At 71.1% G+C, this 21,421-nt stretch carries 14 protein-coding genes and 1 pseudogene; 6 read left to right on the forward strand and 9 right to left on the reverse strand.

The genetic code is table 11. The features are described from left to right. Positions 1 to 110: 110 nt before the first annotated feature. Positions 111 to 1,904 (forward strand): glycoside hydrolase family 3 protein, encoded by a 1,794-nt coding sequence (locus tag ABD355_RS24425; RefSeq protein ID WP_344402736.1) that lies wholly within the window; start codon positions 111 to 113, stop codon positions 1,902 to 1,904. Between the two features lie 165 nt (positions 1,905 to 2,069). Then, positions 2,070 to 2,705: a hypothetical protein gene (locus ABD355_RS24430; protein WP_344402737.1), complete on the forward strand. Its 636-nt coding sequence runs from the start codon at positions 2,070 to 2,072 to the stop codon at positions 2,703 to 2,705. Positions 2,706 to 2,739: 34 nt separating this feature from the next. Here the strand turns inward: ABD355_RS24430 and ABD355_RS24435 are convergent, their stop codons facing one another. From ABD355_RS24435 to ABD355_RS24455, 5 genes and pseudogenes are all read right to left on the reverse strand, one after another. Continuing rightward, positions 2,740 to 4,161 carry a S28 family serine protease gene (locus ABD355_RS24435; RefSeq protein ID WP_344402738.1) on the reverse strand — a complete coding sequence of 474 codons (1,422 nt, stop codon included), beginning with the start codon at positions 4,159 to 4,161 and terminating at the stop codon, positions 2,740 to 2,742. Between the two features lie 97 nt (positions 4,162 to 4,258). Next, a complete protein-coding gene (locus ABD355_RS24440) occupies positions 4,259 to 4,654 on the reverse strand; it encodes a hypothetical protein (protein ID WP_344402990.1) in 396 nt (131 codons plus the stop codon). A 77-nt stretch (positions 4,655 to 4,731) separates the two neighbouring features. Next, entirely contained in the window at positions 4,732 to 8,517 is a 3,786-nt protein-coding gene (locus tag ABD355_RS24445; RefSeq protein WP_344402739.1) for an ABC transporter ATP-binding protein, read from the reverse strand. Positions 8,518 to 8,614: 97 nt separating this feature from the next. Then, positions 8,615 to 9,532 (reverse strand): annotated as a pseudogene (locus ABD355_RS24450) (esterase-like activity of phytase family protein). 39 nt (positions 9,533 to 9,571) lie between these two features. Next, the gene (locus tag ABD355_RS24455) at positions 9,572 to 10,432 is read right to left on the reverse strand and encodes a serine hydrolase (RefSeq protein ID WP_344402740.1); all 861 of its coding nucleotides are present in this window, start codon (positions 10,430 to 10,432) and stop codon (positions 9,572 to 9,574) included. Positions 10,433 to 10,589: 157 nt separating this feature from the next. Here ABD355_RS24455 and ABD355_RS24460 point away from each other — a divergent pair, with 157 nt between their 5' ends. Both ABD355_RS24460 and ABD355_RS24465 read left to right on the forward strand, forming a co-directional pair. Continuing rightward, positions 10,590 to 12,845 carry an ArnT family glycosyltransferase gene (locus ABD355_RS24460; RefSeq protein WP_344402741.1) on the forward strand — a complete coding sequence of 752 codons (2,256 nt, stop codon included), beginning with the start codon at positions 10,590 to 10,592 and terminating at the stop codon, positions 12,843 to 12,845. A gap of 173 nt (positions 12,846 to 13,018) precedes the next feature. Beyond that, complete coding sequence (locus ABD355_RS24465) at positions 13,019 to 13,843, forward strand: class I SAM-dependent methyltransferase (RefSeq protein WP_344402742.1); 825 nt, start codon at positions 13,019 to 13,021, stop codon at positions 13,841 to 13,843. On the opposite strand, the gene ABD355_RS24470 is transcribed toward ABD355_RS24465, so the two are convergent. From ABD355_RS24470 to ABD355_RS24480, 3 genes are all read right to left on the reverse strand, one after another. Further along, the gene (locus tag ABD355_RS24470) at positions 13,775 to 15,460 is read right to left on the reverse strand and encodes a thiamine pyrophosphate-binding protein (protein ID WP_344402743.1); all 1,686 of its coding nucleotides are present in this window, start codon (positions 15,458 to 15,460) and stop codon (positions 13,775 to 13,777) included. The two genes, ABD355_RS24465 and ABD355_RS24470, sit on opposite strands and share 69 nt — an antisense overlap. After that, positions 15,457 to 16,446, reverse strand: coding sequence for an agmatinase (gene speB, locus ABD355_RS24475; RefSeq protein ID WP_344402744.1), 990 nt, complete (start codon positions 16,444 to 16,446; stop codon positions 15,457 to 15,459). Before speB ends, ABD355_RS24470 begins: the two co-directional genes overlap by 4 nt. 66 nt (positions 16,447 to 16,512) lie before the next feature. After that, positions 16,513 to 17,973, reverse strand: a complete 1,461-nt coding sequence (locus ABD355_RS24480) for a sodium:solute symporter family protein (RefSeq protein ID WP_344402745.1) — start codon at positions 17,971 to 17,973, stop codon at positions 16,513 to 16,515. 122 nt (positions 17,974 to 18,095) lie between these two features. Between ABD355_RS24480 and ABD355_RS24485 the strand changes: the two genes are divergently transcribed. Next, a complete protein-coding gene (locus ABD355_RS24485) occupies positions 18,096 to 19,568 on the forward strand; it encodes a PucR family transcriptional regulator (RefSeq protein WP_344402747.1) in 1,473 nt (490 codons plus the stop codon). 171 nt (positions 19,569 to 19,739) lie between these two features. Then, positions 19,740 to 20,528 carry a phosphatase gene (locus tag ABD355_RS24490; RefSeq protein WP_344402748.1) on the forward strand — a complete coding sequence of 263 codons (789 nt, stop codon included), beginning with the start codon at positions 19,740 to 19,742 and terminating at the stop codon, positions 20,526 to 20,528. Between the two features lie 16 nt (positions 20,529 to 20,544). Here the strand turns inward: ABD355_RS24490 and tesB are convergent, their stop codons facing one another. Continuing rightward, entirely contained in the window at positions 20,545 to 21,411 is an 867-nt protein-coding gene (gene tesB, locus ABD355_RS24495) for an acyl-CoA thioesterase II (RefSeq protein ID WP_344402750.1), read from the reverse strand. Between the last annotated feature and the right edge of the window lie 10 nt (positions 21,412 to 21,421).

Genomic DNA, 21,421 nt, shown 5'->3' on the forward strand with positions numbered 1-21,421 from the left:
AAGGCCCTGCCTGCGCGCTCCCTTGACCGGCAGAAACTTCCCGGATATTCACTCCCTCACGGAAGTTTCCTTCAGCTGATCTCCAGCAGATCACTCCGGAAGGAGCGCACGTGCCCTCCAGACGTACCGTCCTGGCCGCCACCGCAGGCGTCACCGCGGCTCTGGCCGTCGGCACCACCGCAAGCGCCGACACCCCCGGCGACAAGAGACTCCGCTCCCTCATCTCCCGTATGACCCTGGAGGAGAAGGTCGGCCAGCTGTTCGTGATGCGGGTCTACGGCCACTCGGCGACCGATCCCGACCAGGCCGACATCGACGCCAACCTCAAGGAGATCGGCGTCCGCACGGCCGCCGAGCTGATCGCCAGGTATCGCGTCGGCGGCATCATCTACTTCACCTGGGCCCACAACACCAGGGACCCGCACCAGATCGCGGATCTGTCGAACGGCATCCAGCGCGCCTCCCTCGCACAGCCCCGCGGCCTGCCCGTGCTCATCACCACCGACCAGGAACACGGCATCGTCTGCCGCGTCGGCAAGCCCGCCACCCTCTTCCCGGGCGCCATGGCCATGGGCGCCGGGGGCTCCCGCGAGGACGCCCGCACCCTCGGCCGTATCTCCGGCGCCGAGCTGCGCGCGATGGGCATCAACCAGGACTACTCCCCCGACGCCGACGTGAACATCAACCCCGCCAACCCGGTCATCGGGGTCCGTTCCTTCGGCGCCGACCCGGACGCGGTGGCCCGCCTGGTCGCCGCCGAGGTCGCCGGGTACCAGAGGTCGTCGGTCGCCGCGACCGCCAAGCACTTCCCGGGGCACGGGGACACGGCCGTCGACAGCCACTACGGCTTCCCGGTGATCACCCACAGCCGGGAGCTGTGGGAGAAGCTGGACGCCGTGCCGTTCCGGGCCGCCGTCGAGGCCGGCATCGACTCGATCATGACCGCGCACATCCAGTTCCCGGCCCTCGACGACTCCGGCGACCCTGCGACCCTCTCCCACCCGATCCTCACCGGCATCCTGCGCGAGGAGCTCGGCTACGACGGAGTGGTGGTGACGGACTCCCTGGGCATGCAGGGCGTGCGGACCAAGTACGGCGACGACCGCGTCCCCGTGCTCGCACTCAAGGCCGGCGTGGACCAGCTCCTCAACCCGCCCGACCTCGCCACCGCCTGGAACGCGGTCCTCAAGGCCGTGCAGGACGGGGAGCTCACCGAGTCCCGGCTGGACGAGTCGATCCTGCGCATCCTGAGGCTCAAGGCCAGGCTGCGGCTCTTCGACGAGCCCTACGTCAGCCGGCAGGGTGTCGACCGCACCGTGGGTACGACCGCGCACCTGGCCGCCGCCGACCGTATCGCCGAGCGCACGACGACCCTGCTGGCCAACAAGGCGGGCCTGCTCCCGCTGTCCCGGCGCACTCACCGGAAGGTCCTGGTCGTCGGCGCCGACCCGGCCTCCCCGTCGGGTACGACGGGACCGCCCACCGGCGTCCTCGCGAGCGCCCTCACCGAACTGGGCTTCACCGCCACCGCCCTGTCCACGGGCACGGCCCCCTCCGCGGCCACCATCGCCACGGCGGTCGCAGCGGCACAGGACGCGGACGCGGTGGTCGTGGGCACCTACAACGTCACGGCGGGCAGCTCGCAGCGCACGCTCGTCGAACAGCTGGCGGCGACCGGAAGACCGGTGGTGGCGATCGCGATCCGCAATCCGTACGACGTGGCTCAACTCCCCTCCCCCTCCGCCCACTTGGCGACGTACTCGTGGACCGACGTGGAGCTGCGGGCCGCCGCGCGCGTGATCGCGGGCAGGGCGGCGCCACGCGGGAAGCTGCCGGTTCCGGTGCAGCGGGCGGACGATCCGGCCAAGGTGCTGTATCCCGTCGGGTACGGGCTGACGTACTAGAACCCGTGCACCCGGCACCCGGTGCAGGGGGCGTAGGGCGCATACGTCACGCACCCGGCGCGCAACCCCAAACTGGCCCAAAGCCTCCCGCGCGTCTGGCGTGCGCCCGCTGCGGCGGGTCACGCTGGACGCGGGTCATCTGGGGAGGTGCCCGGGGGGTTCGCAATGCGTGAGAGAAGTTCCGCGGGGGTGGTCTGCGCACTGCTGGTACTGGTCGCCGCCCTGCTGACCGGCTGCCAGATGCTGAAGTCCGAGGCCGGCAAGGACGGCCGGGCCGCCGCGACACCGAAGGCGACCACGACACAGCCCTCCGGCTACGGGGCGGTGTTCCTCGCCGTCGACGAGTGCAGTTCGTTCGGCTCGACGAGCTTCACCGAGGTGCCGTGCACCAGCGAGCGGGCGGCCGCCCGGGTCGTGGCCCGCTACGACGGCAAGGTGAGCGACGGTCCGCTGTGCCCGGCGACCACGGACTTCGTCCTGCACATCAGCCGGCAGAGCCCCTCCGCCGACGAGGACGGCGACGGCTCGATCCCGCAGGGCTACGCCTGTATGCGCAACCTGGAGCCACCGCACCCCGGCGACCCGGGTGGCGGCGGCGGCCCCCGCACCATCGTCGGCGACTGCGTCTACGGCTCGGGGAACGGACAGGTCCGCGAGACGGCCTGCGACGGCAGCGGCAGCAGGAAACCGCAGTACAAGGTGGTCGAGGCGGTCGCCACGCGCGCCCAGTGCCCCGCGGCGACGGCGCTGTATGTGCATCTGGAGGGCGCACAGCCGGTGGGCTGCGCCCGGCGGGTGTGAACAACCGCCGGGCACGGCCCAGGAGTTGACGGAGCTACGGCCGCAGGGCCGGCTCGCGCTCCACGTCCCGCACGTCCAGCCTGCTGTCGAACCGGGCCAGCGGCTTCGCCTGCGCCGTGGAGGCGGCGGGAACCCCGGCCCACTGCAGGATGCGGGCGGTGGCCAGCGCCTTCTGGTCGGCGACCAGGCCGGCCACGTTGGCGCCGTGGTTCAGCCCCGGTGCCGTGAAGACGTACGAGTCCTTCGCACCCTTGTCGACGCGGAAGCGCTCCGCGCCCCACGGGTCGTTCTGGCCGTAGACGAAGAGCATGTGGTGCGCGTGGTGCCGCACCCAGGAGTCGACGTCGCGCATCGCGTACGGCTGGAACTTCATCGGGATGTCGCGCGGGACCAGGTTCCGCGGCGTCTCATAGCCGTAGCGGATGTACTTCTTCTCGATGTAGGGGAAGTGGATGTCCGGCGCGCCCAGCTGCGTGCCCGCCTGGTAGTAGTACGGCGTGTACGGCTCCAGGCCCTGGTCCGTATAGAACGAGAAGCCGGAGATGCTGTCCACGGAGTCCCAGATCGCCTGGTCGGTGGCGGCCTTGGCGTCCGCCGGGATGGTGGCGCAGTCGCGCAGCAGGCTGTACTGCCAAAAGCCCCACACATAGTCGAGGACGACGGCCTCGTACGCCCGGTCCAGGCTGCCGATGGTGCGGAAGGTGTAGCCGTTGTCCGCCGCGTAGGCCGCGTACTTCTTCTCCAGCGGCTCCCGGCGCACCAGGGCCTCGCGCTGCACGGCGTTCAGCCGGTCGCGGCACCCCTTGGTGCCGACCTGGGTGAAGAAGCGGTCGTAGGCGGAGTCCTCGTCGTTGACGACGTCGTTCGGGGCGACATAGGCGACGACGCCGTCCATGTCGCGCGGGTAGAACCGCTCGTAGTACGTGGCGGTCATGCCGCCCTTCGAACCGCCCGTCGCGATCCACTTCTTGGTGTAGACGGACTTCAGCGCCTGGAAGATACGGTGCTGGTCACTGGCCGCCTGCCAGATGTCCAGCTTGCTCCAGTCGGCCGGGTCCGGCCGGGAGGGCGTGAAGAAGCGGTACTCCATCGAGACCTGGTTGCCGTCCACGATCTGGGTCGGCTCGCGGCGGCTGGGGGTCGTAGAGACGTTGTAGCCGCTGGTGTAGAAGACCGTCGGACGGCTGACGTCCTTGTGCAGCACGGTGATGCGCTGCTTGAACGTGCCCTTCGACGGGTCGCGGTGGTCGACCGGCTGGGTGTAGTCGAGGACGAAGAAGCGGTAGCCGGGGTACGGCTTCTCCTCGATCAGGCTCATGCCCGGTATGGCGAGCAGCTGATCCTTGATGTCGGTCGTTCCGGTGGCCTCCGGCTGTGCGGCGGTGGCCGCTCCCGCCGTGCTCAGCGTGCCTATGAGCACGGCGAGCGCGAGCAGCCATCTGAGCGCCTTGCGCATGCACCCTCCCCTGTGAGTCAGATGTGCGAGCGGAAGCTACCGGAGCAACTCCGCTGTGCACCAGGGGAGATGGGGGGGCACTGCTGTGATTGGCGGGTTAGTAGCGCTGCCAGCCACCGGAGTCGTACGACCCGCTGCCGACCGAGCCCTTGATCCACACCTTGCGATGTCCCACGTACGAGCGGACCGGGCCGGCGTGCTGGGTGAACATCCCCTTGTCGACGACGGGCTCGAAGCCGCGGGCCTGCAGGCTGACCATCATGGGGCGCTTGTCGCCGACGCTCTTGGGGACGGTGATGGCGCAGAGGTAGCTGCCGCTCTTGTACAGCTGCACGGAGCCGGTGGAGAAGGTGAACGTCCTGATCTTGCGGCCCGAGCAGGACGACGAGTCCGCGGCCTGCGCCTCGCCCGACGCCGCGAGCGCAAGCACGCCGGAAGCGGCCAGCACGCCAAGGAACGCCCCGAGCCGCCGCCGTATCGCACCACTGTCCACCGTCATCCCTCCCGTACCCCGGCAATGAACGTACGGGTGTACGGACGCAGGACATATGTCGGATGGTTGCACGACCGTCAGTAGGAGGCCCCAACCGGCTCCTCGGGCTCGGCCTCCCCGATGAACGTCCGCCACAACGCGGCGTACCGGCCCTCCAGCGCGAGCAGCTCCTCGTGGGTGCCGTCCTCGACGACCCGGCCGTGATCCATGACCACGACGCGGTCCGCTCGGGCGGCGGTGGTCAGGCGGTGGGCCACAATCAAGGTGGTGCGCGCGTTAGCGCTCGATGAGGGGTGGTGGTCGGGCGACGGGAGGGCGGTGCGGCGGCCTGCGAGGCGGTCGGTGGCCTGGTTGACCTGGGCCTCGGTGGCCAGGTCGAGGGCGGCGGTCGCCTCGTCGAGGAGGAGGATGTCGGGGTCGACGAGTTCCGCGCGGGCCAGGGCGATCAGCTGGCGCTGGCCGGCCGAGAGGTTGCGGCCTCGTTCGGCGACCTCGTGGAGGTAACCGCCGTCAAGCGTGGCGATCATCTCGTGCGCTCCGACCGCGCGGGCCGCCGCCTCGACCTCGGCGTCGGTGGCGTCCGGGCGGCCGTAGGCGATGGCGTCGCGGACGGTGCCCTGGAAGAGGTACGCCTCCTGCGGGACGACGCCGAGACGGTGCCGGTAGGAGGTGATGTCGAGGCTGCGCAGATCCTGGCCGTCGACCGTGACCCGGCCGCCCGTGGGGTCGTAGAAGCGCGCCACGAGCTTGACGAGGGTCGACTTGCCGGCGCCGGTCTCACCGACGAAGGCCACCGTCTGGCCCGCCGGGATGCTCAACTCGATGCCGCCGAGCGCCTCTTCCCCTTCTGTCTCATCGGCGGACCCGTACGCGAAGTGCACGTCCTCGAAGGCGACCTCGCCGCGCAGGGAGAGCACTTCGAGGGGTTCGTCGGCGGACTTGGTGGAGGTCGGCTCCTGGAGCAGTTCCTGGATGCGGCCGAGGGACACGGTGGCCTGCTGGTAGCCGTCGAAGACCTGGGAGAGCTGCTGGACCGGGGCGAAGAACAGGTCGATGTACAGCAGGTACGCCACCAGGGCGCCGGTCGTGAGGGTGGCGTCGTCGACCCGGCCCGCACCCGCGATCAGTACGGAAGCGGCGGCCACGGACGACAGCAGCTGCACGAAGGGGAAGTAGATCGAGATCAGCCACTGTCCCCGGATACGGGCCCTGCGGTAGCTGTCGCTGCGCTCCGCGAACCGCCGGCCGCCGTCGCGCTCACGCCGGAAGGCCTGCACGATCCGCAGCCCGGACACGGACTCCTGCAGGTCGGCGTTCACCACCGACACCCGCTCACGGGCCAGCTCGTACGCCTTCACGCTCGCCCGGCGGAAGAAGAACGTGGCGACGATCAGCGGCGGCAGCGTCGCGAAGACCACGAGCGCCAGCTGCACGTCGATCACCAGCAGGGCGACCATGATCCCGAAGAAGGTGACGACGGAGACGAACGCGGTGACCAGCCCGGTCTGCAGGAAGGTCGAGAGCGCGTCGACGTCGGTCGTCATCCGCGTCATGATCCGGCCGGTCAGCTCCCGCTCGTAGTAGTCGAGTCCGAGCCGCTGGAGCTGGGCGAAGATCTTCAGCCGGAGCGAGTACAGGACCCGCTCCCCGGTGCGCCCCGTCATCCGGGTCTCACCCCGCTGCGCCGCCCACTGCACCACCACGGCCAGCAGGGCCAGCAGCGAGGCCGACCAGACCGCGCCGAGGGCGAGCCTGGAGACGCCCTGGTCGATGCCGTGCCGGATCATGATCGGCAGCAGCAGGCTCATGCCCGCGTCCACGGCGACCAGCCCCAGGCTGACCAGCAGCGGCAGCCCGAAGCCCCGCAGCAGCCGCCTCAGGCCGTACGACTCCTCGGGCTGCACCGCCCGTGCCTCGTCGATGTCCGGGGTGTCGTTCGCCGGGGGCAGCGCGTCGACCTGGGCGAGGAGTTCGGGGGTGGCGGGCATCCCGGCCAGCGCGGTGTCCTTGGGCTCGCGGTCGCCGGTCCACAGGCGGGGCGTCAGACCGCGCTCGGCGTCGAACTCGGCGTCCAGCTCGTCCCGTACCGAGGTGTCCTCGGCCGGTACGGAGGGCTGGCTGTGACCGGGTGAGACGCCACCGAGCTCGTCGGGGTCGGTGAGGAGGCGGCGGTAGAGGGCGGACCGTTCCTGCAGCTCCTCGTGGGTGCCGATGTCGGCGAGGCGGCCGGCGTCGAGGACGGCGATGCGGTCGGCGAGGTTGAGCGTGGAGCGGCGGTGCGCGATGAGCAGGGTCGTGCGGCCCTGCATGACCTGCTTCAGCGCCTCGTGGATCTCGTGCTCCACGCGGGCGTCCACGGCGGAGGTGGCGTCGTCGAGGACGAGCAGCCGCGGATCGGTGAGGATCGCGCGGGCGAGGGCGACGCGCTGGCGCTGCCCGCCGGAGAGGGTCAGGCCGTGTTCGCCGACCTTGGTGTCGTAGCCCTCCGGCAGCTCTCGGATGAAACGGTCCGCCTGAGCGGCACGCGCGGCGGCCTCGATCTGCTCGTCGGTGGCGTCGGGACGGCCGTAGGCGATGTTGCTGCGCACGGTGTCCGAGAAGAGGAAGGAGTCCTCGGGCACCAGCCCGATCGCGGCCCGCAGCGAGTCGAGGGTCAGCTCGCGGACGTCGTGGCCGCCGATGAGGACGGCGCCGTGGGTGACGTCGTAGAAGCGCGGCAGCAGGAGGGAGACCGTGGACTTGCCGGAGCCGGAGGAGCCGACGACGGCGAGGGTCTCACCGGACCGGATCTCGAAGCTGAGCCCGTCGAGGACCGGGCGCTCGTGTTCGTAGCCGAAGGACACGTCGTCGAACTCGACGGTCGCGGGCGCGTCGGCGGGGAGTTCCTTCGTCCCGTCGGTCATGGACGGCTCGGTGTCGATCAGCTCCAGGACGCGCTCGGTGCCGGCGCGTGCCTGCTGCCCGACCGTGAGGACCATGGCGAGCATGCGGACCGGGCCGACCAGCTGGGCGAGGTAGGTGGAGAAGGCGACGAAGGTGCCGAGCGTGATGTGCCCGCGCACGGCCAGCCAGCCTCCGAGCGCCAGCATGGCGACCTGGCCGAGGGCGGGGACGGCCTGCAGCGCCGGGGTGTAGGTGCTGTTCAGCCGGATGGTGCGCAGCCGCCCCGCGAACAGCCGCCGCCCGACCTCCCTGAGCTTCCCGGTCTCCTGCTCCTCCTGCCCGAAGCCCTTCACCACGCGTACGCCGCTGACGGCGCCGTCGACCACACCGGCGACGGCGGCGGCCTGCGCCTGCGCGTACCAGGTGGCGGGGTGCAGCTTGGAGCGGCTGCGCTTGGCGATCCACCACAGGGCGGGGGCCACGGCGAGGGCGACCAGGGTCAGCGGCAGCGACAGCCAGGCCATGATCACGAGGGATATCAGGAAGAGCAGGAGGTTCCCGATGGTCATCGGGAGCATGAACAGCAGGCCCTGGATCAGCTGGAGGTCGCTGGTGGCGCGGCCGACGACCTGCCCGGTGGACAGCTCGTCCTGGCGGCGCCCGTCGAGCCGGGTGATCGTCTCGAACATCGCGGTCCGCAGGTCGTGCTGGACGTCGAGGGCGAGGCGGCCGCCGTAGTAGCGGCGTATGTAGGTGGCGATGTACACGAGGACGGCGGCGCCGAGCAGGGCTCCCGCCCAGGGGGCCATACGGCGGCTGTGGTCACCGATCACGTCGTCGATGATCACCTTGGTGACCAGCGGCACCAGCGCCATGACGGCCATACCGGCGAGCGAGGAGCCGAGGGCGAGGAGGACGTCCTTCGGATACCGCCAGGCGTATCCGGCCAGTCGCCGTGCCCATCCCCGTTGCCCGCTCACTCCGGTGCCCTCCGTCTGTCAGAAGCCCTGATCTACCGGAAGGCACCAACACGGACAGGGGCGGATTTCATCCCGCCGCAACAAACAAGGGCGCGGATCAGACGCGCACCCGCAGGTGGTGGAAGCGGGTCGTCTGACCGGGTTCTGGTTGTCGTCGCTGACCAGGAGTACCTTCAGGCGGTCCTTCGAGTACCCCGTGACCGTCATCGGGCCCCTCCGTTGTCGAGGAGCGGGTTCGGCTGGGGCCGCCTTGCCGTCGCTCCCGGTGACGGGCACGTCACCAGGTCCGTGAGCAGCGTCTTCTTGATCAGGCGTACGCCGGACCGGCCCGTGAGGTTCGCGATGCCGCTGGTGTCCGTCGCGTGTCGCGGGTCGGCCAGGTAGAGGCGGACCGTGTTGCCGACGCCGGAGGTGAAGCCGCGCTCCAGGACGAGGAGGCGGCCGTCCGGGGTGCTCTGGACCTCGGGGACGCCGAGGCCGGCGTCGATCGGGTCGGCGTACGAAGGGGGTCAGGCCCTCGAAGGTCTGGTTGGCCGTGGCGCGGCCCGCCGGGGCGACGAGGAGCGGGGACGGGACCGGGAGGCGGTCGAGGATCCTGCCGTCCACGCTGTAGCGGCGGATGGACGGCTCGCTCTCCGAGGTGATCAGCCGGGTGCCCTCCCGGCCGATGACCAGGCCCTCGCTGTCCAGCGCGGCCCCCTTCTCGTCGGCGAGCGGGACGGCGCGCCTCGGTGCGAGCGTCTTCGGATCCGGGCCGAACAGCGACGACCGGTCCTCCCAGCGCGGCCGGCGACCCGTCACGGTCCACGGCGAGCGCGGAGAAGTTGCCGACGAAGGTGCCCTGGTACGTCGTCTTGTCGAGTGCGTCGGGGAAACGGTCGATGGAGGCGTCGGGCGAACAGGCGTGGCCCGGCCACGTGTTGACGGTGGCGGGCCCGGCGGCGGTCGGACTGGTGGCCGCCGCCAGGGCCGCGGTGACGGTCGCGAGTACGGTTCTCAGGCGCGTGGGTGTCACCGCAGGGCGGGTGGGTGACGGGCGGGAGGCCGGGAGGGGTCAACTCGCGGCGAGATCCCTGTGGATGACCTTGGCGACGCCCTGGATGGTGTTGATGCCGTAGCTCATGGTGCTGTTGCCCCACGTCAGCACCGTGATCATGTAGTCGTGGCCGCCCCCGTCGAAGGTGCCGAGGCTGTGGACCCGCCAGCCGTGCGTGGAGCGCTGCAGCCAGCCGTTCTTGACGTGGACCGAGACTCCGGAGGGCGCTCCGTACGGTGTGCCCCAGCGCTGCGAGGAGATGACCTGGCTCATCAACTTCAGGATGTACGCACGGGAGTTGTCGCTCAGGACCGTGTTCGGCGCGGTGATCAGCTTGAGCAGCTTCTGCTCGTCGGTGACGTTGATCTGGGTCAGGCCCCAGTAGCCGTTCGCGCCGGGGACGGTCTTCGTCATGCCGGCGGCGCTCAGGAAGCCGTTGATCTTCGTCAGGCCCAGCTGCTTCCACAGCTTGCTGGTCGCGTCGTTGTCCGACTTGGTGATCATGGCCTTGGCCAAGGAGGCCTCGGTGTCGGTCAGATAGCGGTTGTGCTTCTTCGCGTCCCACAGCAGCGTGGCGAGGACGGTGACCTTCACGGCGCTCGCGGAGTCGTAGGAGGAAGTGGCCCGCAGCGAGCAAGTCGTGCTGGTGGAGCGGTCGTAGAGCCCTACCGAGACGGTGCCCGTGCGGTTCGCGAGGGCGGCGGTGATGTCCTTCTGGAGTTTGGTGGCCAGCGCGGCCCTGGAGGACGTACAGCTGACGGCCGGTGCGGTGGCGGCCGCGGCGGGCGAGGCGGCGGCCACGGCGGGTATGAGGACGCCGAGGCCGAGTGCTCCGGTGGCGAGCGTTCTGGCGCGTCTGGTGGAAGTCCGTTGAGTCATGCCCCTGTTGACGCACGGGTTCGACTGAATGGTTGTACGCATCAACGGGCGCGTTGGGCAAAAGCAGTACGAGGCGTTACCGGGGCCCTGGCCGATTCACAGGCAGGAGCCAGGTTCGCCACAGCGCGCACTCACTCCGCCTCTGCACGATGCGCTCGTGACATCTGCCACCGATCCACTCCCCCACATCACCGAAACCGTGTCCGCCGACTGGCCGCCGCCGGCCCCCTCCGCGGCGCCCCCGGACAAGGCGCCCCGCTGGTCGCTGCCCGCGCTGATCGCCATTCTCGTCCTGGCGGCCGCCCTGTATGCCTGGAACCTCTCCGGCTCCAGCATGAACACTTTCTACAGCGGTGCCGTCTGGGCGGGCACGCAGAGCTGGAAGGCGTGGTTCTTCGGGTCGCTGGACCCGGGCAACTTCCTGACCGTCGACAAACCGCCGTTCGCGCTCATGGTCATGGGTCTGTCGTGCCGCGTCTTCGGCTTCGGCACCTGGCAGATGATGGCGCCGATGATCGTGGTGGCCCTCGCCACGATCTGGATCCTGCACACCACGGTGAAGCGGGTGTGGGGCCACGGCGCGGCAACCGTCGCCGCGCTGGTGCTGGCGCTCACCCCGATCACCGTCGCCATCAACCGCGACAACAACCCGGACACCCTGCTCGTCTTCCTCATGGTGGCGGGCGCGGCGCTGGCGTTCCGCGCCACCCGTGACGAGAAGCTGCTGCCGCTGCTCGGCTCGGCCGCCTGCTTCGGCCTCGCCTTCAACACCAAGCTGCTCGCGGGCTGGATCGCCCTCCCGGCCGTCTTCGCGCTCTACCTCTACGCGTCGCGGGCTCCCTGGGTGAAGCGCGTCGTCAACCTGCTGCTCGCCGCGGTCGTGCTGGCCGTCTCCAGCTTCTGGTGGGCGGTCGCCGTCTCCCTGGTCCCGGCCTCCGACCGGCCCTACATCGGCGGCTCCACGGACGGCTCCGCCTGGAACCTGATCATGGGCTACGACGGCCTCGGCCGCGTCTTCGGCGGCGAGGGCAACGGCGGAGGCGGCGGGGGCGGAGGCGGGGGCTTCTCCGGCTCCGCGGGCCTCGGCCGGATGTTCAACGACATCCTCGGCGGCCAGATCTCCTGGCTGCTGCCCTTCTCCGTGATCGCCCTGATCGGCGGCCTGGTCGTGTGCGGGCGGGCCCCGCGCACCGATCTGCGCCGGATGGCACTGGTCCTGTGGGGCGGCTGGACCCTGCTGCACTACGTGATCTTCGCGACCGCCCAGGGCACCATGCACCCGTACTACACGACCGCTCTCGCCCCGAGCATCGCGGCGCTGTGCGGCGGCGGGGGCGCGATGCTGCTGGACGCCTTCCGCCGCGACAATCGCTGGGCATGGGTGCTCCCGGTCGCCTTCGGCGTCACCGGTATCTGGGCGATCGTGCTGCTCCGTCGCGCCTCCGGCTGGAACACCTGGCTGTGGCCCACGATCGGCGTCCTCACCGTGGCCGGCATCGTGGGCATGCTGGTGTTCCGCTCCGGCTCCCGCGTACGGCTCCTGACGGCGTCGCTGGCGGCGGCGGTGATCGCGGCCCTCGCGGGCCCGACGGCGTACGCGGCCTCGCCCGCCTTCGGTTCCACCGGCGGCATGATGGGCGGCACCAACCCGACGGCCGGCCCCTCCACGGGAGGCGGCTTCGGCGGAGGCCCCGGCGGAAACCGCGGCGGCTTCCCGGGCGGCGGCGAGCTGCCGGGCGGCACCACGCAGGCAGGCGGCCGGGCCGAGGGCGCGGGCGGCTTCCCCGGCGGCGGGCAGCAGCGCCAGAACGGTGAACTGCCGGGAGGCGGTCAGCTGATGCCGGGCGGCGGGAACGGCGAACTGCCGGGCGCCGCCCAGCAGGGCGGCGGCCAAACCCCCGGCGGCAGCGGCGAGTTGGGCGGTACGTCCGGACCGCGCGGCTTCGGCCGTGGCGGCATGGGCGGCGGGCCCGGCGGTATGGGGGGCGCGGACAGCGCGCTCATCTCGTACCTGAAGGAGCACCAGGACGGCGCCAAGTGGCTGCTCGCGGTGTCCAACTCGCAGAGCGCCGCCCAGATCGAGCTCAGTGCCAGGGAACCGGTCATCTCCATGTGGGGCTTCACCGGCTCCGACAACGCGATGACGGTGACCAAGCTCAAGGAGCTGGTGAAGAAGGGCGAGCTGCACTACATCCAGATCGGCAGCGGCGGCATGGGCGGCGGCCCCGGCGGGGGCAACAACCTCAGCACCGAGGTGTCGAACTGGGTGAAGCAGCACGGCACGGCGGTCAAGGAGAGTGCCTACAGCAAGAGTTCCACGTCGAGCGCGACCCCGAAGACGAACTCCTCGTCCTCCTCGTCCCGTTCGAGCTCGTCGTCGCTCTACCGGCTGGACCCGTCGGACGTCAGCTGACGGACTCCGACACCGAGGGGTCCCGACCACATGGCCGGGGCCCCCCTTTTGGGTTCGTTTACGTTGATCGACCACCCGGAGTGGGTGGACGCGATCTGGTAGGTCGGTCACGCCGGGCGGGGCCGGGTGAAATTCCGTGGTCCGGCACGGCCGGCTCCGCCTAGGTTCGGCAGATGGCTGCCGACGAGTGCTTCACGCATCCACAGCTTGCCGCGATCTACGACCAACTGGACCCCGACCGCAGCGATCTCGACGCCTACGTCCGCATGGTGGAGGAATTCGGGGCCCGCCGGGTTCTGGACATCGGCTGCGGGACGGGGGTGTTCGCACTCCTCCTGGCCGATCGCGGGATCGAGGTCGTCGGCTGCGATCCCGCCAGGGCATCCCTGGATGTCGCCCGGGCCAAGCCGGGCAGCGAACGGGTGCGCTGGATCTGCGGTGATGTGACGGCACTACCGCCGCTGCAGGTCGACCTGGCGACCATGACGGCGAATGTCGCCCAGCAAATCGTCGACGCCCAGGAGTGGGAAGAGACGCTGAAGGGGGCGTACAGCGCGCTGCGACCGGGCGGCCGGCTGGTGTTCGAGACCCGGGATCCGGCCCGACGCGCCTGGAAGGAATGGAACCGCGAAGCCTCCTACAAGGTGACGGAGGTTCCGGGCGTCGGCGCGGTCGAGAGCTGGGTCCGGTTGACCGAGGTCAGCGGTCCCCTGGTGTCGTTCCGCTGGACCTACGCGTTCGCCGCGACCGGGCAGGTGCTGACGTCGGACTCGACGCTGCGTTTTCGCGAACGGCACGAGGTCGAGGCCCAGTTGGTCACTCAGGGGTACGTGGTGGAGGACGTGCGCGAGGCGCCCGACCGGCCGGGCAGGGAGTTCGTCTTCCTCGCACGACGTCCGTACCGGCCACCCCTGCGCAGTGACGCTCCGTCAGTCCAGATGTGTCGCCGCGAACATCCTCAGCACCGCCGGCAGCACCACCACCGACGGCCCGGCTGACGCCAGCGCCTTCGCCAGGTCCGTCTCCAGGGTTTCCGGTGTCGTACGCACCCCCGGCACCCCGAAGGACTCGGCGAGGGCCACATAGTCCGGCCGGGACAGCTCCGTCGCCGTTGCCTGGCCGAAGGCGTCCGTCATGTACTCGCGCAGGATGCCGTAGCCGCCGTCGTCGACGATCAGCCAGGTGACGTTCAGGTCGTACTGGCGGGCCGTCGCCAGCTCCGCGATCGAGTACAGGGCGCCGCCGTCACCCGACACCGCCAGCACCGGGCGGGTCGGGTCCGCCGCCGCTGCTCCCAGGGCCGCCGGGAAGCCGTAGCCGAGGCCGCCGGCGCCCTGGGCGGAGTGCAGGAGGTTGGGGCCCTTGGCGTCGAAGGCCGACCAGGCCCAGTAGGCCAGGATCGTCATGTCCCAGAAGGACGGGGAGTCGGCGGGCAGCGCCCGGCGGACGGAGGCCAACACGTCCTGTTCCAGGGTCAGTTCCTGGGAGGCGATGCGTTCGGCGACCTTCGACAGGACCGCGCCGACCCGCTCCGGCGCCGTGGGGTCCGTGCGCTCCGACACCGTCTCCAGCAGCGCCTGCAGCGCCAGTCGCGCATCCGCGTGGATGCCCAGCGCCGGGTGGTTGGACTCCAGTTTGCCGAGGTCCGCCTCGATCTGGACGACCCGGCCGCGGGGCTTGAACGTGTGGTAGTTCGAGGAGAGTTCACCGAGGCCCGAGCCGACCACCAGCAGGACGTCCGCGTCCTCCAGGATGTCCGTCGTGTGCCGGTCCTCGATCCAGGACTGGAGGGACAGCGGGTGCTTCCAGGGGAAGGCGCCCTTGCCGCCCGGCGTCGTCACCACCGGCGCCTGCAACGCCTCCGCCAGCTGCCGCAGCTTGCCCGAGGCGTCCGCCCGTACCACTCCCCCGCCCGCGATGATCGCCGGGCGTTCGGCGCGGGAGAGCAGGTCGGCGGCCACCGCCGTCAGCTCGGGGCGCGGCACCACGTCCTCCGGTGTCGCGTCCACCCCCGTCACCACCGGCAGCGAGGTCTGCGCCAGCAGCACGTCCTGCGGGATCTCCACCCACACCGGGCCGTGCGGAGCGGTCAGCGCCGACTTCCAGGCCGCCGCGATCGCGGAGGGGATCTGGGACTGGGTGCGGACCGTGTGGACCGACTTCACCACGCCCCGGAACGAGGCCGCCTGGTCCGGGAGTTCGTGCAGATAGCCGTGCCGGCCGCCGCCCAGCCCCGCCGTCGGGATCTGGCTGCTGATCGCCAGCACGGGCGCCGAGGCCGCGGCCGCCTCCTGCAGCGCGGCCAGGGACGTCAGGGCTCCCGGCCCGGTGGACAGGAGCAGCGGCGCCGCCTCGCCCGTGATCCGGCCGTACGCGTCCGCCGCGAACCCCGCGTTGTTCTCCACCCGCAGGCCCACATACCGCAGCGCCGACCGGCGCAGCGCGTCGAACATGCCCAGCGCGTGCTGACCGGGCAGGCCGAAGACCGTCGTCGCGCCGAGTCCGGCGAGCGTCTCCACGACCAGGTCTCCGCCGTTGCGGCCGGGAGGAGGGTTCAGCGCGGCGGAAATCTGCGCCTCGGTCGGGCGGAGTTCCAGGTCGTGGTCGTGGGTCACTTGCCCTCGTTCCCCTTGTTCTCCGTGCGGGCCGCGGCGATCTGGCGGGACATGATCGTGGTCAGTTCGTACGCCGTGTGGGACGCGGCCACCGACGTGATCTCCGCGTGATCGTACGCGGGCGCCACCTCGACGACGTCCGCCGAGACCAGGTTGCAGGAGGCGAGGCCCCGCAGGATCTCCAGCAGCTCACGGGAGGTCATGCCGCCCGCCTCCGGGGTGCCCGTGCCGGGCGCGTGGGCCGGGTCGAGGCAGTCGATGTCGATCGAGATGTACAGCGGGCGGTCGCCGATGCGCTGCCGCAGCTGGTCGGCCACCTCGTCCACGCCGCGCCGCATCACATCCGCCGACGTCACGATGCCGAAGCCCATCTTCTCGTCGTCGGCCAGGTCCTGCTTGCCGTACAACGGCCCCCGGATGCCCACGTGCGACAGCGCGGAGGTGTCGAGGATGCCCTCCTCCACGGCCCGCCGGAACGGCGTCCCGTGCGTGTACTCGGCGCCGAAGTACGTGTCCCAGGTGTCGAGGTGCGCGTCGAAGTGGAGCAGGGCGACCGGGCCGTGCTTCTTGGCGACCGAGCGCAGGAGCGGGAGCGCGATGGTGTGGTCGCCGCCCAGGGTCATCAGGCGGGCGCCCGTGCCCAGCAGCTCGTCCGCCGCCGCCTCGACGGTCTCCACGGCCTCGTGGATGTTGAACGGGTTCACCGCGATGTCCCCGCCGTCCGCGACCTGCGCCAGCGCGAACGGGGACGCGTCCTGCGCCGGGTTGTAGGGCCGCAGCAGCCGGGACGCCTCGCGGATCGCGTTGCCGCCGAAGCGGGCGCCCGGCCGGTACGAGACGCCCGAGTCGAACGGGACGCCCACGACCGCGACGTCCGCACGGCCGACCTCGTCGAGGCGGGGCAGCCGGGCGAAGGTCGCGGGTCCGGCGTACCGCGGGATGCGGGAGGAGTCGACGGGGCCGCGGGGCGTCTCGTTACTGCTCATGGGTGGATGCCTTCTTTCCTACGCTTCGTCGCGTATGGAGCGATAAGTAATGATTCTCGTACGACTCTACTGGGGAGCCGGGACCGGTTCGGACGCGAGTTCGGAGGACCGTCCCGCGAGGCGCTCGCGCCAGGTGGCGAGGACAACCTCGTCCGTGGGCTTCGTCCCCAGGGAGACCGCCACATATGCGACGAGGGACGACAGAAGACCGTAGTAAACGGGCTCGTTGGCGAGGATGCCGTAGCCGGCCATCAGGCCGATGACCGCGAGGCCGCCGACGATCACCGAGGCGAGGGCGCCCTGTACAGTGCCGCGCTTCCACAGCAGCCCGCCGAGGATGGGCACGAGGAGCCCGCCGACCAGCAGGTTGTACGCCACCGTGAGCGCCTCGACGACGTTGTTGAGCGCGATCGCGGTGCCGATCACCGCGAGGCCCATGATCAGGATGAAGGCGCGGTTGCCCTTCACCTCGTCGTGCTCGCCCTCGGATCTGCGTACGGCTCCCCGCAGCCGCGACCAGATGTCGTTGTTGGCCACGGTCGCGCAGGCGATCAGTGCGCCGGACGAGGTCGACATCACGGCGGCCAGGGCCGCGGCCAGCACCAACCCCCGGACACCGACCGGGAGTTCGTCCTTGACGATGGTCGCGAAGGCGTCGTCCGGGCTGCCCAGCTTCGGGTACAGCACCTTGGCGGCCGTGCCGATGACGGCGCCGGCGAGGGCGTACGCCAGACAGTAGGTACCCGCGACCGTGCCACCCCACTTCGCCGTCGTGTCGCTGCGGGCGGTGAAGACGCGCTGCCAGATGTCCTGCCCGATGAGCATGCCGAACGTGTAGATCAGGACATAGGTGAAGATCGTCTCGCCGCCGATGCCCAGCGGGTCGAAGTACTCGGTGGGCAGCTTGGCCTTCATCTGGGAGAACCCGCCGGCCTTGACGACCGCGATGGGCAGCAGGAGCAGCAGCACGCCGATCGTCTTGACCACGAACTGCACCATGTCGGTGAGCGTGATCGACCACATGCCGCCGAGCGTCGAGTACGCGACGACGATCGAGCCGCCGAGGACGATCGCGACGGTGCGGTTCATGTCGAAGAGGACGTCGAAGATCGTGGCGTACGCGATGGTGGAGGTCACCGCGAGCATGAGGGTGTACGCCCACATGACCACACCGGAGATGACGCCCGCGCGGCCGCCGTACCTCAGGTCCAGCATCTCGGAGACGGTGTAGACCTTCAGCCGGGCGATGCGGGCGGAGAAGAAGACGGACAGGGCGAGCAGTCCGAGGCCGATGGTGAAGACCATCCAGGCGCCGGAGAGGCCGTACTGGTAGCCGAGGCCGACGCCGCCGATGGTGGACGCGCCGCCGAGGACGATCGCGGCCATGGTGCCCGAGTACATGGCGGGCCCGAGGCGGCGCCCCGCGACCAGGAACTCGCTCTTCGACCTGGCGCGGCGCATGCCCCACCAGCCCATGGCCAGCATTCCGGCCAGATAGACGACGATCACTGTGTAGTCGATGGCCACGGGGCCCTCCTTCGCTCGGTCTCGCCGGCGGGTGATGAGCACTGACACTAGGTGGCTGAAAAGCGACTGCGAAGTGTACGTTTCATCCATTCGAGCCGTACGAGGTGGAGGAAGCGCACACCATGCCGGACCCCGCGGTTCCCGCCACGCCACCCACGCCGCCCGTGCCTCTTTCGGCACTCCTGGCCCGCGAGGACCTGGCCCTGCGGCAGATCGCCGGGCCGGACGATCCCGGAATCGTCATCCACTGGGCGCACACCTCGGAGATGGCCGACCCGTACCCGTATCTGCTGGGCGGGGAGCTGCTGCTGACGGCGGGGGTCCATGTCCCGGAGGCCGCCGGCTCCGGCACGTACTTCGACGACTACGTGGCGAGGATCGTCGCGGCGGGCGGCGCGGCCCTCGGCTTCGGTCTGGCTCCCGTGCACGACTCGGTGCCGCGCGCCCTGGTGGCGGCGTGCGACGCGCACGAGCTGCCGCTCGTCGAGGTCCCTCCCCAGACCACGTTCTCCGGGATCGCCCGCGCCGTCTGGCAGCTGATGGCCCAGGCCCGGCTCGCCGAGCTGCGCCGGGTCACGGAGGCCCAGCAGAGCCTCGCGGCGGCGGCCTCCCGCCCTGACCCGGTGCCGTCGGTGCTGCGGCAGCTGGCCCAGCGGCTGGGCGGCCGGGCGGTGCTGTACGGGCCGGAGGGGACGGAGATCGCCTCCGCGGGGCGCCCGGCGAAGACCGGTGCCCGGGAGGCGCTGGCCCGGCTCGCGCAGGTGGTGCACCCCTCCGGTCCGGGGACGCCCACCTCCGCCACCGACACGGCCGCCGGCACCCACCTCGCCGCCTACGCCCTCGGCGCCGGACAGGGCTTCGTGCTCGGGGTGGCCGCCCCGCAGCGGGACCCGGGCGACCACACCATCGCCTCCGTCGCCGCCGTCCTGCTCTCACTGCTCACCGGCGAGCACCAGAGCGGCACGGGGGCGGCACGGTCGTCCGCGCTGGTGCGGCTGCTGCTGGGGACGCCGCCGGCCGAGGTGGCCGCCCTCCTCGGGCCCGGCCCCTGGCTTGTGGTGCACGCACGACCGGACGCCCAGGCGCCCGACCCGGTGGCCGCCTCGGCGCTGGGCGCGTCCCTCGGCTCGCCGCTGGTGGACCTGGCGGACGACGTCGTACGGGTCCTGGTGCCCGCCGACCGCGAACCGGCCGCACAGCCGGGCTGGACGCTGGGCGTCAGCGCCGCCTCGACCCCGGCCGGGTGGCCGTCCGCCGACACCCAGGCCGCCCGCGCGCTGGCCCGCGCCCGCGCCACCCGTACCGCCCTGGTCCGGCACGGCGACCGGGCGGGCCTCGCCGACCTGGTGCCGTCCGAGGAGGCCGCGACGCACGCCCGTACGCTCCTCGCCCCGATCGCGGGCACCCCCGCGCTGACCGAGACCCTGCGCACCTGGCTCTCCCTGCACGGCAGTTGGGACCGCACGGCCGTCGCCCTGTCCGTGCACCGCAACACGGTCCGCCAGCGGATCACCCGCTGCGCCGCCCTCCTCGACACGGACCTGGACGACCCGGACGTACGCATGGAGCTGTGGTTCGCGCTGCGGCGGCAGTGAGCTCCGCTGGTCGGGCCGCGGTGTTGTCCCTCGTCTGCGGCACCGTTGTGGCTGGTCGCGCAGTTCCCCGCGCCCCTGGGAGCGCAGGCCCATGTCGCCGAGTACGTGACGCGCGTCCCAGCGCGGCGGACGCCAGGGAATCGCACAGTCGGCTGCCTCACAATGGGATTCATGCCGATACCCGGGACACCCAGCCGCGCCGAGCTCCTCGCGCATCTCGTGAAGACCCGCATCGCGGGCGATGTCGCCACCCCGCGCGAGAACAACCTCTCCCACTACCGACAGCTCGCGAACGGCGTCCGCAACTACTGGCTCGGACTGGAACTCGGCGACCGGTGGACCGACGAGCAGGACGTGCTCGCGGTGATGGCGGAGCGGGTCGGGGTGAACGACGACCCCGAGTACCGGTACGGCCAGGACACCATCGACCCCGAGCTGACGGTGGGCGGTCTGGAGCGGATGGCGGCCCGGCTGCGCAAGGCGGCCGAGGGACAGCAGCGGGTGCTGTTCGCGACCGGCCACCCGGGCGGCCTGCTCGACGTGCACCGCGCCACGGCCGCCGCCCTGCGCCAGGCCGGCTGCGAGATCGTGGTGATCCCGGAGGGGCTGCAGACCGACGAGGGGTATGTGTGGCAGCTCGCGGACGTGGCGGTCCTGGAGCACGGCGCCACCCTGTGGCACACGCATTCCGGTGAGCCGATGAAGGCCGTCCTCACGGCACTGGAGGAGGAGGGCCGCCCGCTGCCGGACCTGGTCGTCGCCGACCACGGCTGGGCGGGGTACGCCGGCCAGCACGGCGTCGACTCCGTCGGCTACGCCGACTGCAACGACCCGGCGCTCTTCCTCGCCGAGGCCGAGGGCACCGTACAGGTGACGGTCCCGCTCGACGACCATGTGCCGAGCCCGCGCCACTACGACCCGATGACGGCGTATCTGCTGGCGGAGGCGGGTCTGTCCTGACGGTCCGGGGGTCCCGTCAGCGCGGGACCCGGACCAGCCCTTCCTGGATCACCGAGATGGCCAGCTGCCCGTCCTGCGTGTAGATCCGCGCCTGGCCGAGCCCGCGGCCGCCGTGGCTGGTCGGCGACTCCTGGTCGTAGAGCAGCCATTCGTCGGCGCGGAAGGGCCGGTGGAACCACATGGCGTGGTCGAGCGAGGCGCCGACCACGTCGCCGACGGCCCAGCCGCCCCGGCCGTGCGCGAGCAGCACCGAGTCGAGCAGGGTCATGTCGGAGACGTAGGTGGCGAGGACCACGTGCAGAAGCGGGTCGTCGTCGAGCTTGCCGTTGGTGCGGAACCACACCTGGGAGTGCGGCTCGCGCGGCTCGCCGAACTTCCCGTACGGCGGCTCCTCGACGTAGCGCAGATCGACGGCCTCGCGCGCCTCCAGGAACTTCTCCACCACCGCGGGGTCGAGGTGGCCGTAGCCGCGCAGCCGCTCGTGGGAGGTGGGCAGCGTGGCCGGGTCGGGCGCCGCCGGCATCGGCGTCTGGTGGTCGAGGCCGTCCTCGTCGGTCTGGAAGGAGGCCGACAGATGGAAGATCGGTTTGCCGTGCTGCACGGCGACCACCCGGCGGGTGGTGAAGGAGCGGCCGTCACGGATGCGGTCGACCTGGTAGACGATCGGCGCGCCCGGGTCGCCCGGACGCAGGAAGTACGCGTGCAGCGAGTGGGCGTGCCGGTCCGCGGGGACCGTACGCCCCGCGGCGACCAGCGCCTGGGCCGCGACCTGCCCGCCGAAGACGCGGGGGACGACGGCGGACCGGGACTGGCCGCGGAAGATGTTCTCCTCGATCTGCTCCAGGTCGAGCAGATCGAGGAGACCCTGTAGTGCCTGGCTCATGGCAGACAGT

This window comes from Streptomyces longisporus (assembly GCF_039532765.1).
GTDB classification, from domain to species: Bacteria; Actinomycetota; Actinomycetes; order Streptomycetales; family Streptomycetaceae; genus Streptomyces; species Streptomyces longisporus.

Excerpts from the sequence above, each read along its gene's own strand:
- ABD355_RS24430 (WP_344402737.1), top strand. The coding sequence starts at position 2,070 with ATGCGTGAGAGAAGTTCCGCGGGGGTGGTCTGCGCACTGCTGGTACTG.
- ABD355_RS24435 (WP_344402738.1), bottom strand. The coding sequence starts at position 4,161 with ATGCGCAAGGCGCTCAGATGGCTGCTCGCGCTCGCCGTGCTCATAGGC.
- ABD355_RS24455 (WP_344402740.1), bottom strand. The coding sequence starts at position 10,432 with ATGACTCAACGGACTTCCACCAGACGCGCCAGAACGCTCGCCACCGGA.
- ABD355_RS24465 (WP_344402742.1), top strand. The coding sequence starts at position 13,019 with ATGGCTGCCGACGAGTGCTTCACGCATCCACAGCTTGCCGCGATCTAC.
- speB (WP_344402744.1), bottom strand. The coding sequence starts at position 16,446 with ATGAGCAGTAACGAGACGCCCCGCGGCCCCGTCGACTCCTCCCGCATC.
- ABD355_RS24485 (WP_344402747.1), top strand. The coding sequence starts at position 18,096 with ATGCCGGACCCCGCGGTTCCCGCCACGCCACCCACGCCGCCCGTGCCT.
- ABD355_RS24490 (WP_344402748.1), top strand. The coding sequence starts at position 19,740 with ATGCCGATACCCGGGACACCCAGCCGCGCCGAGCTCCTCGCGCATCTC.
- tesB (WP_344402750.1), bottom strand. The coding sequence starts at position 21,411 with ATGAGCCAGGCACTACAGGGTCTCCTCGATCTGCTCGACCTGGAGCAG.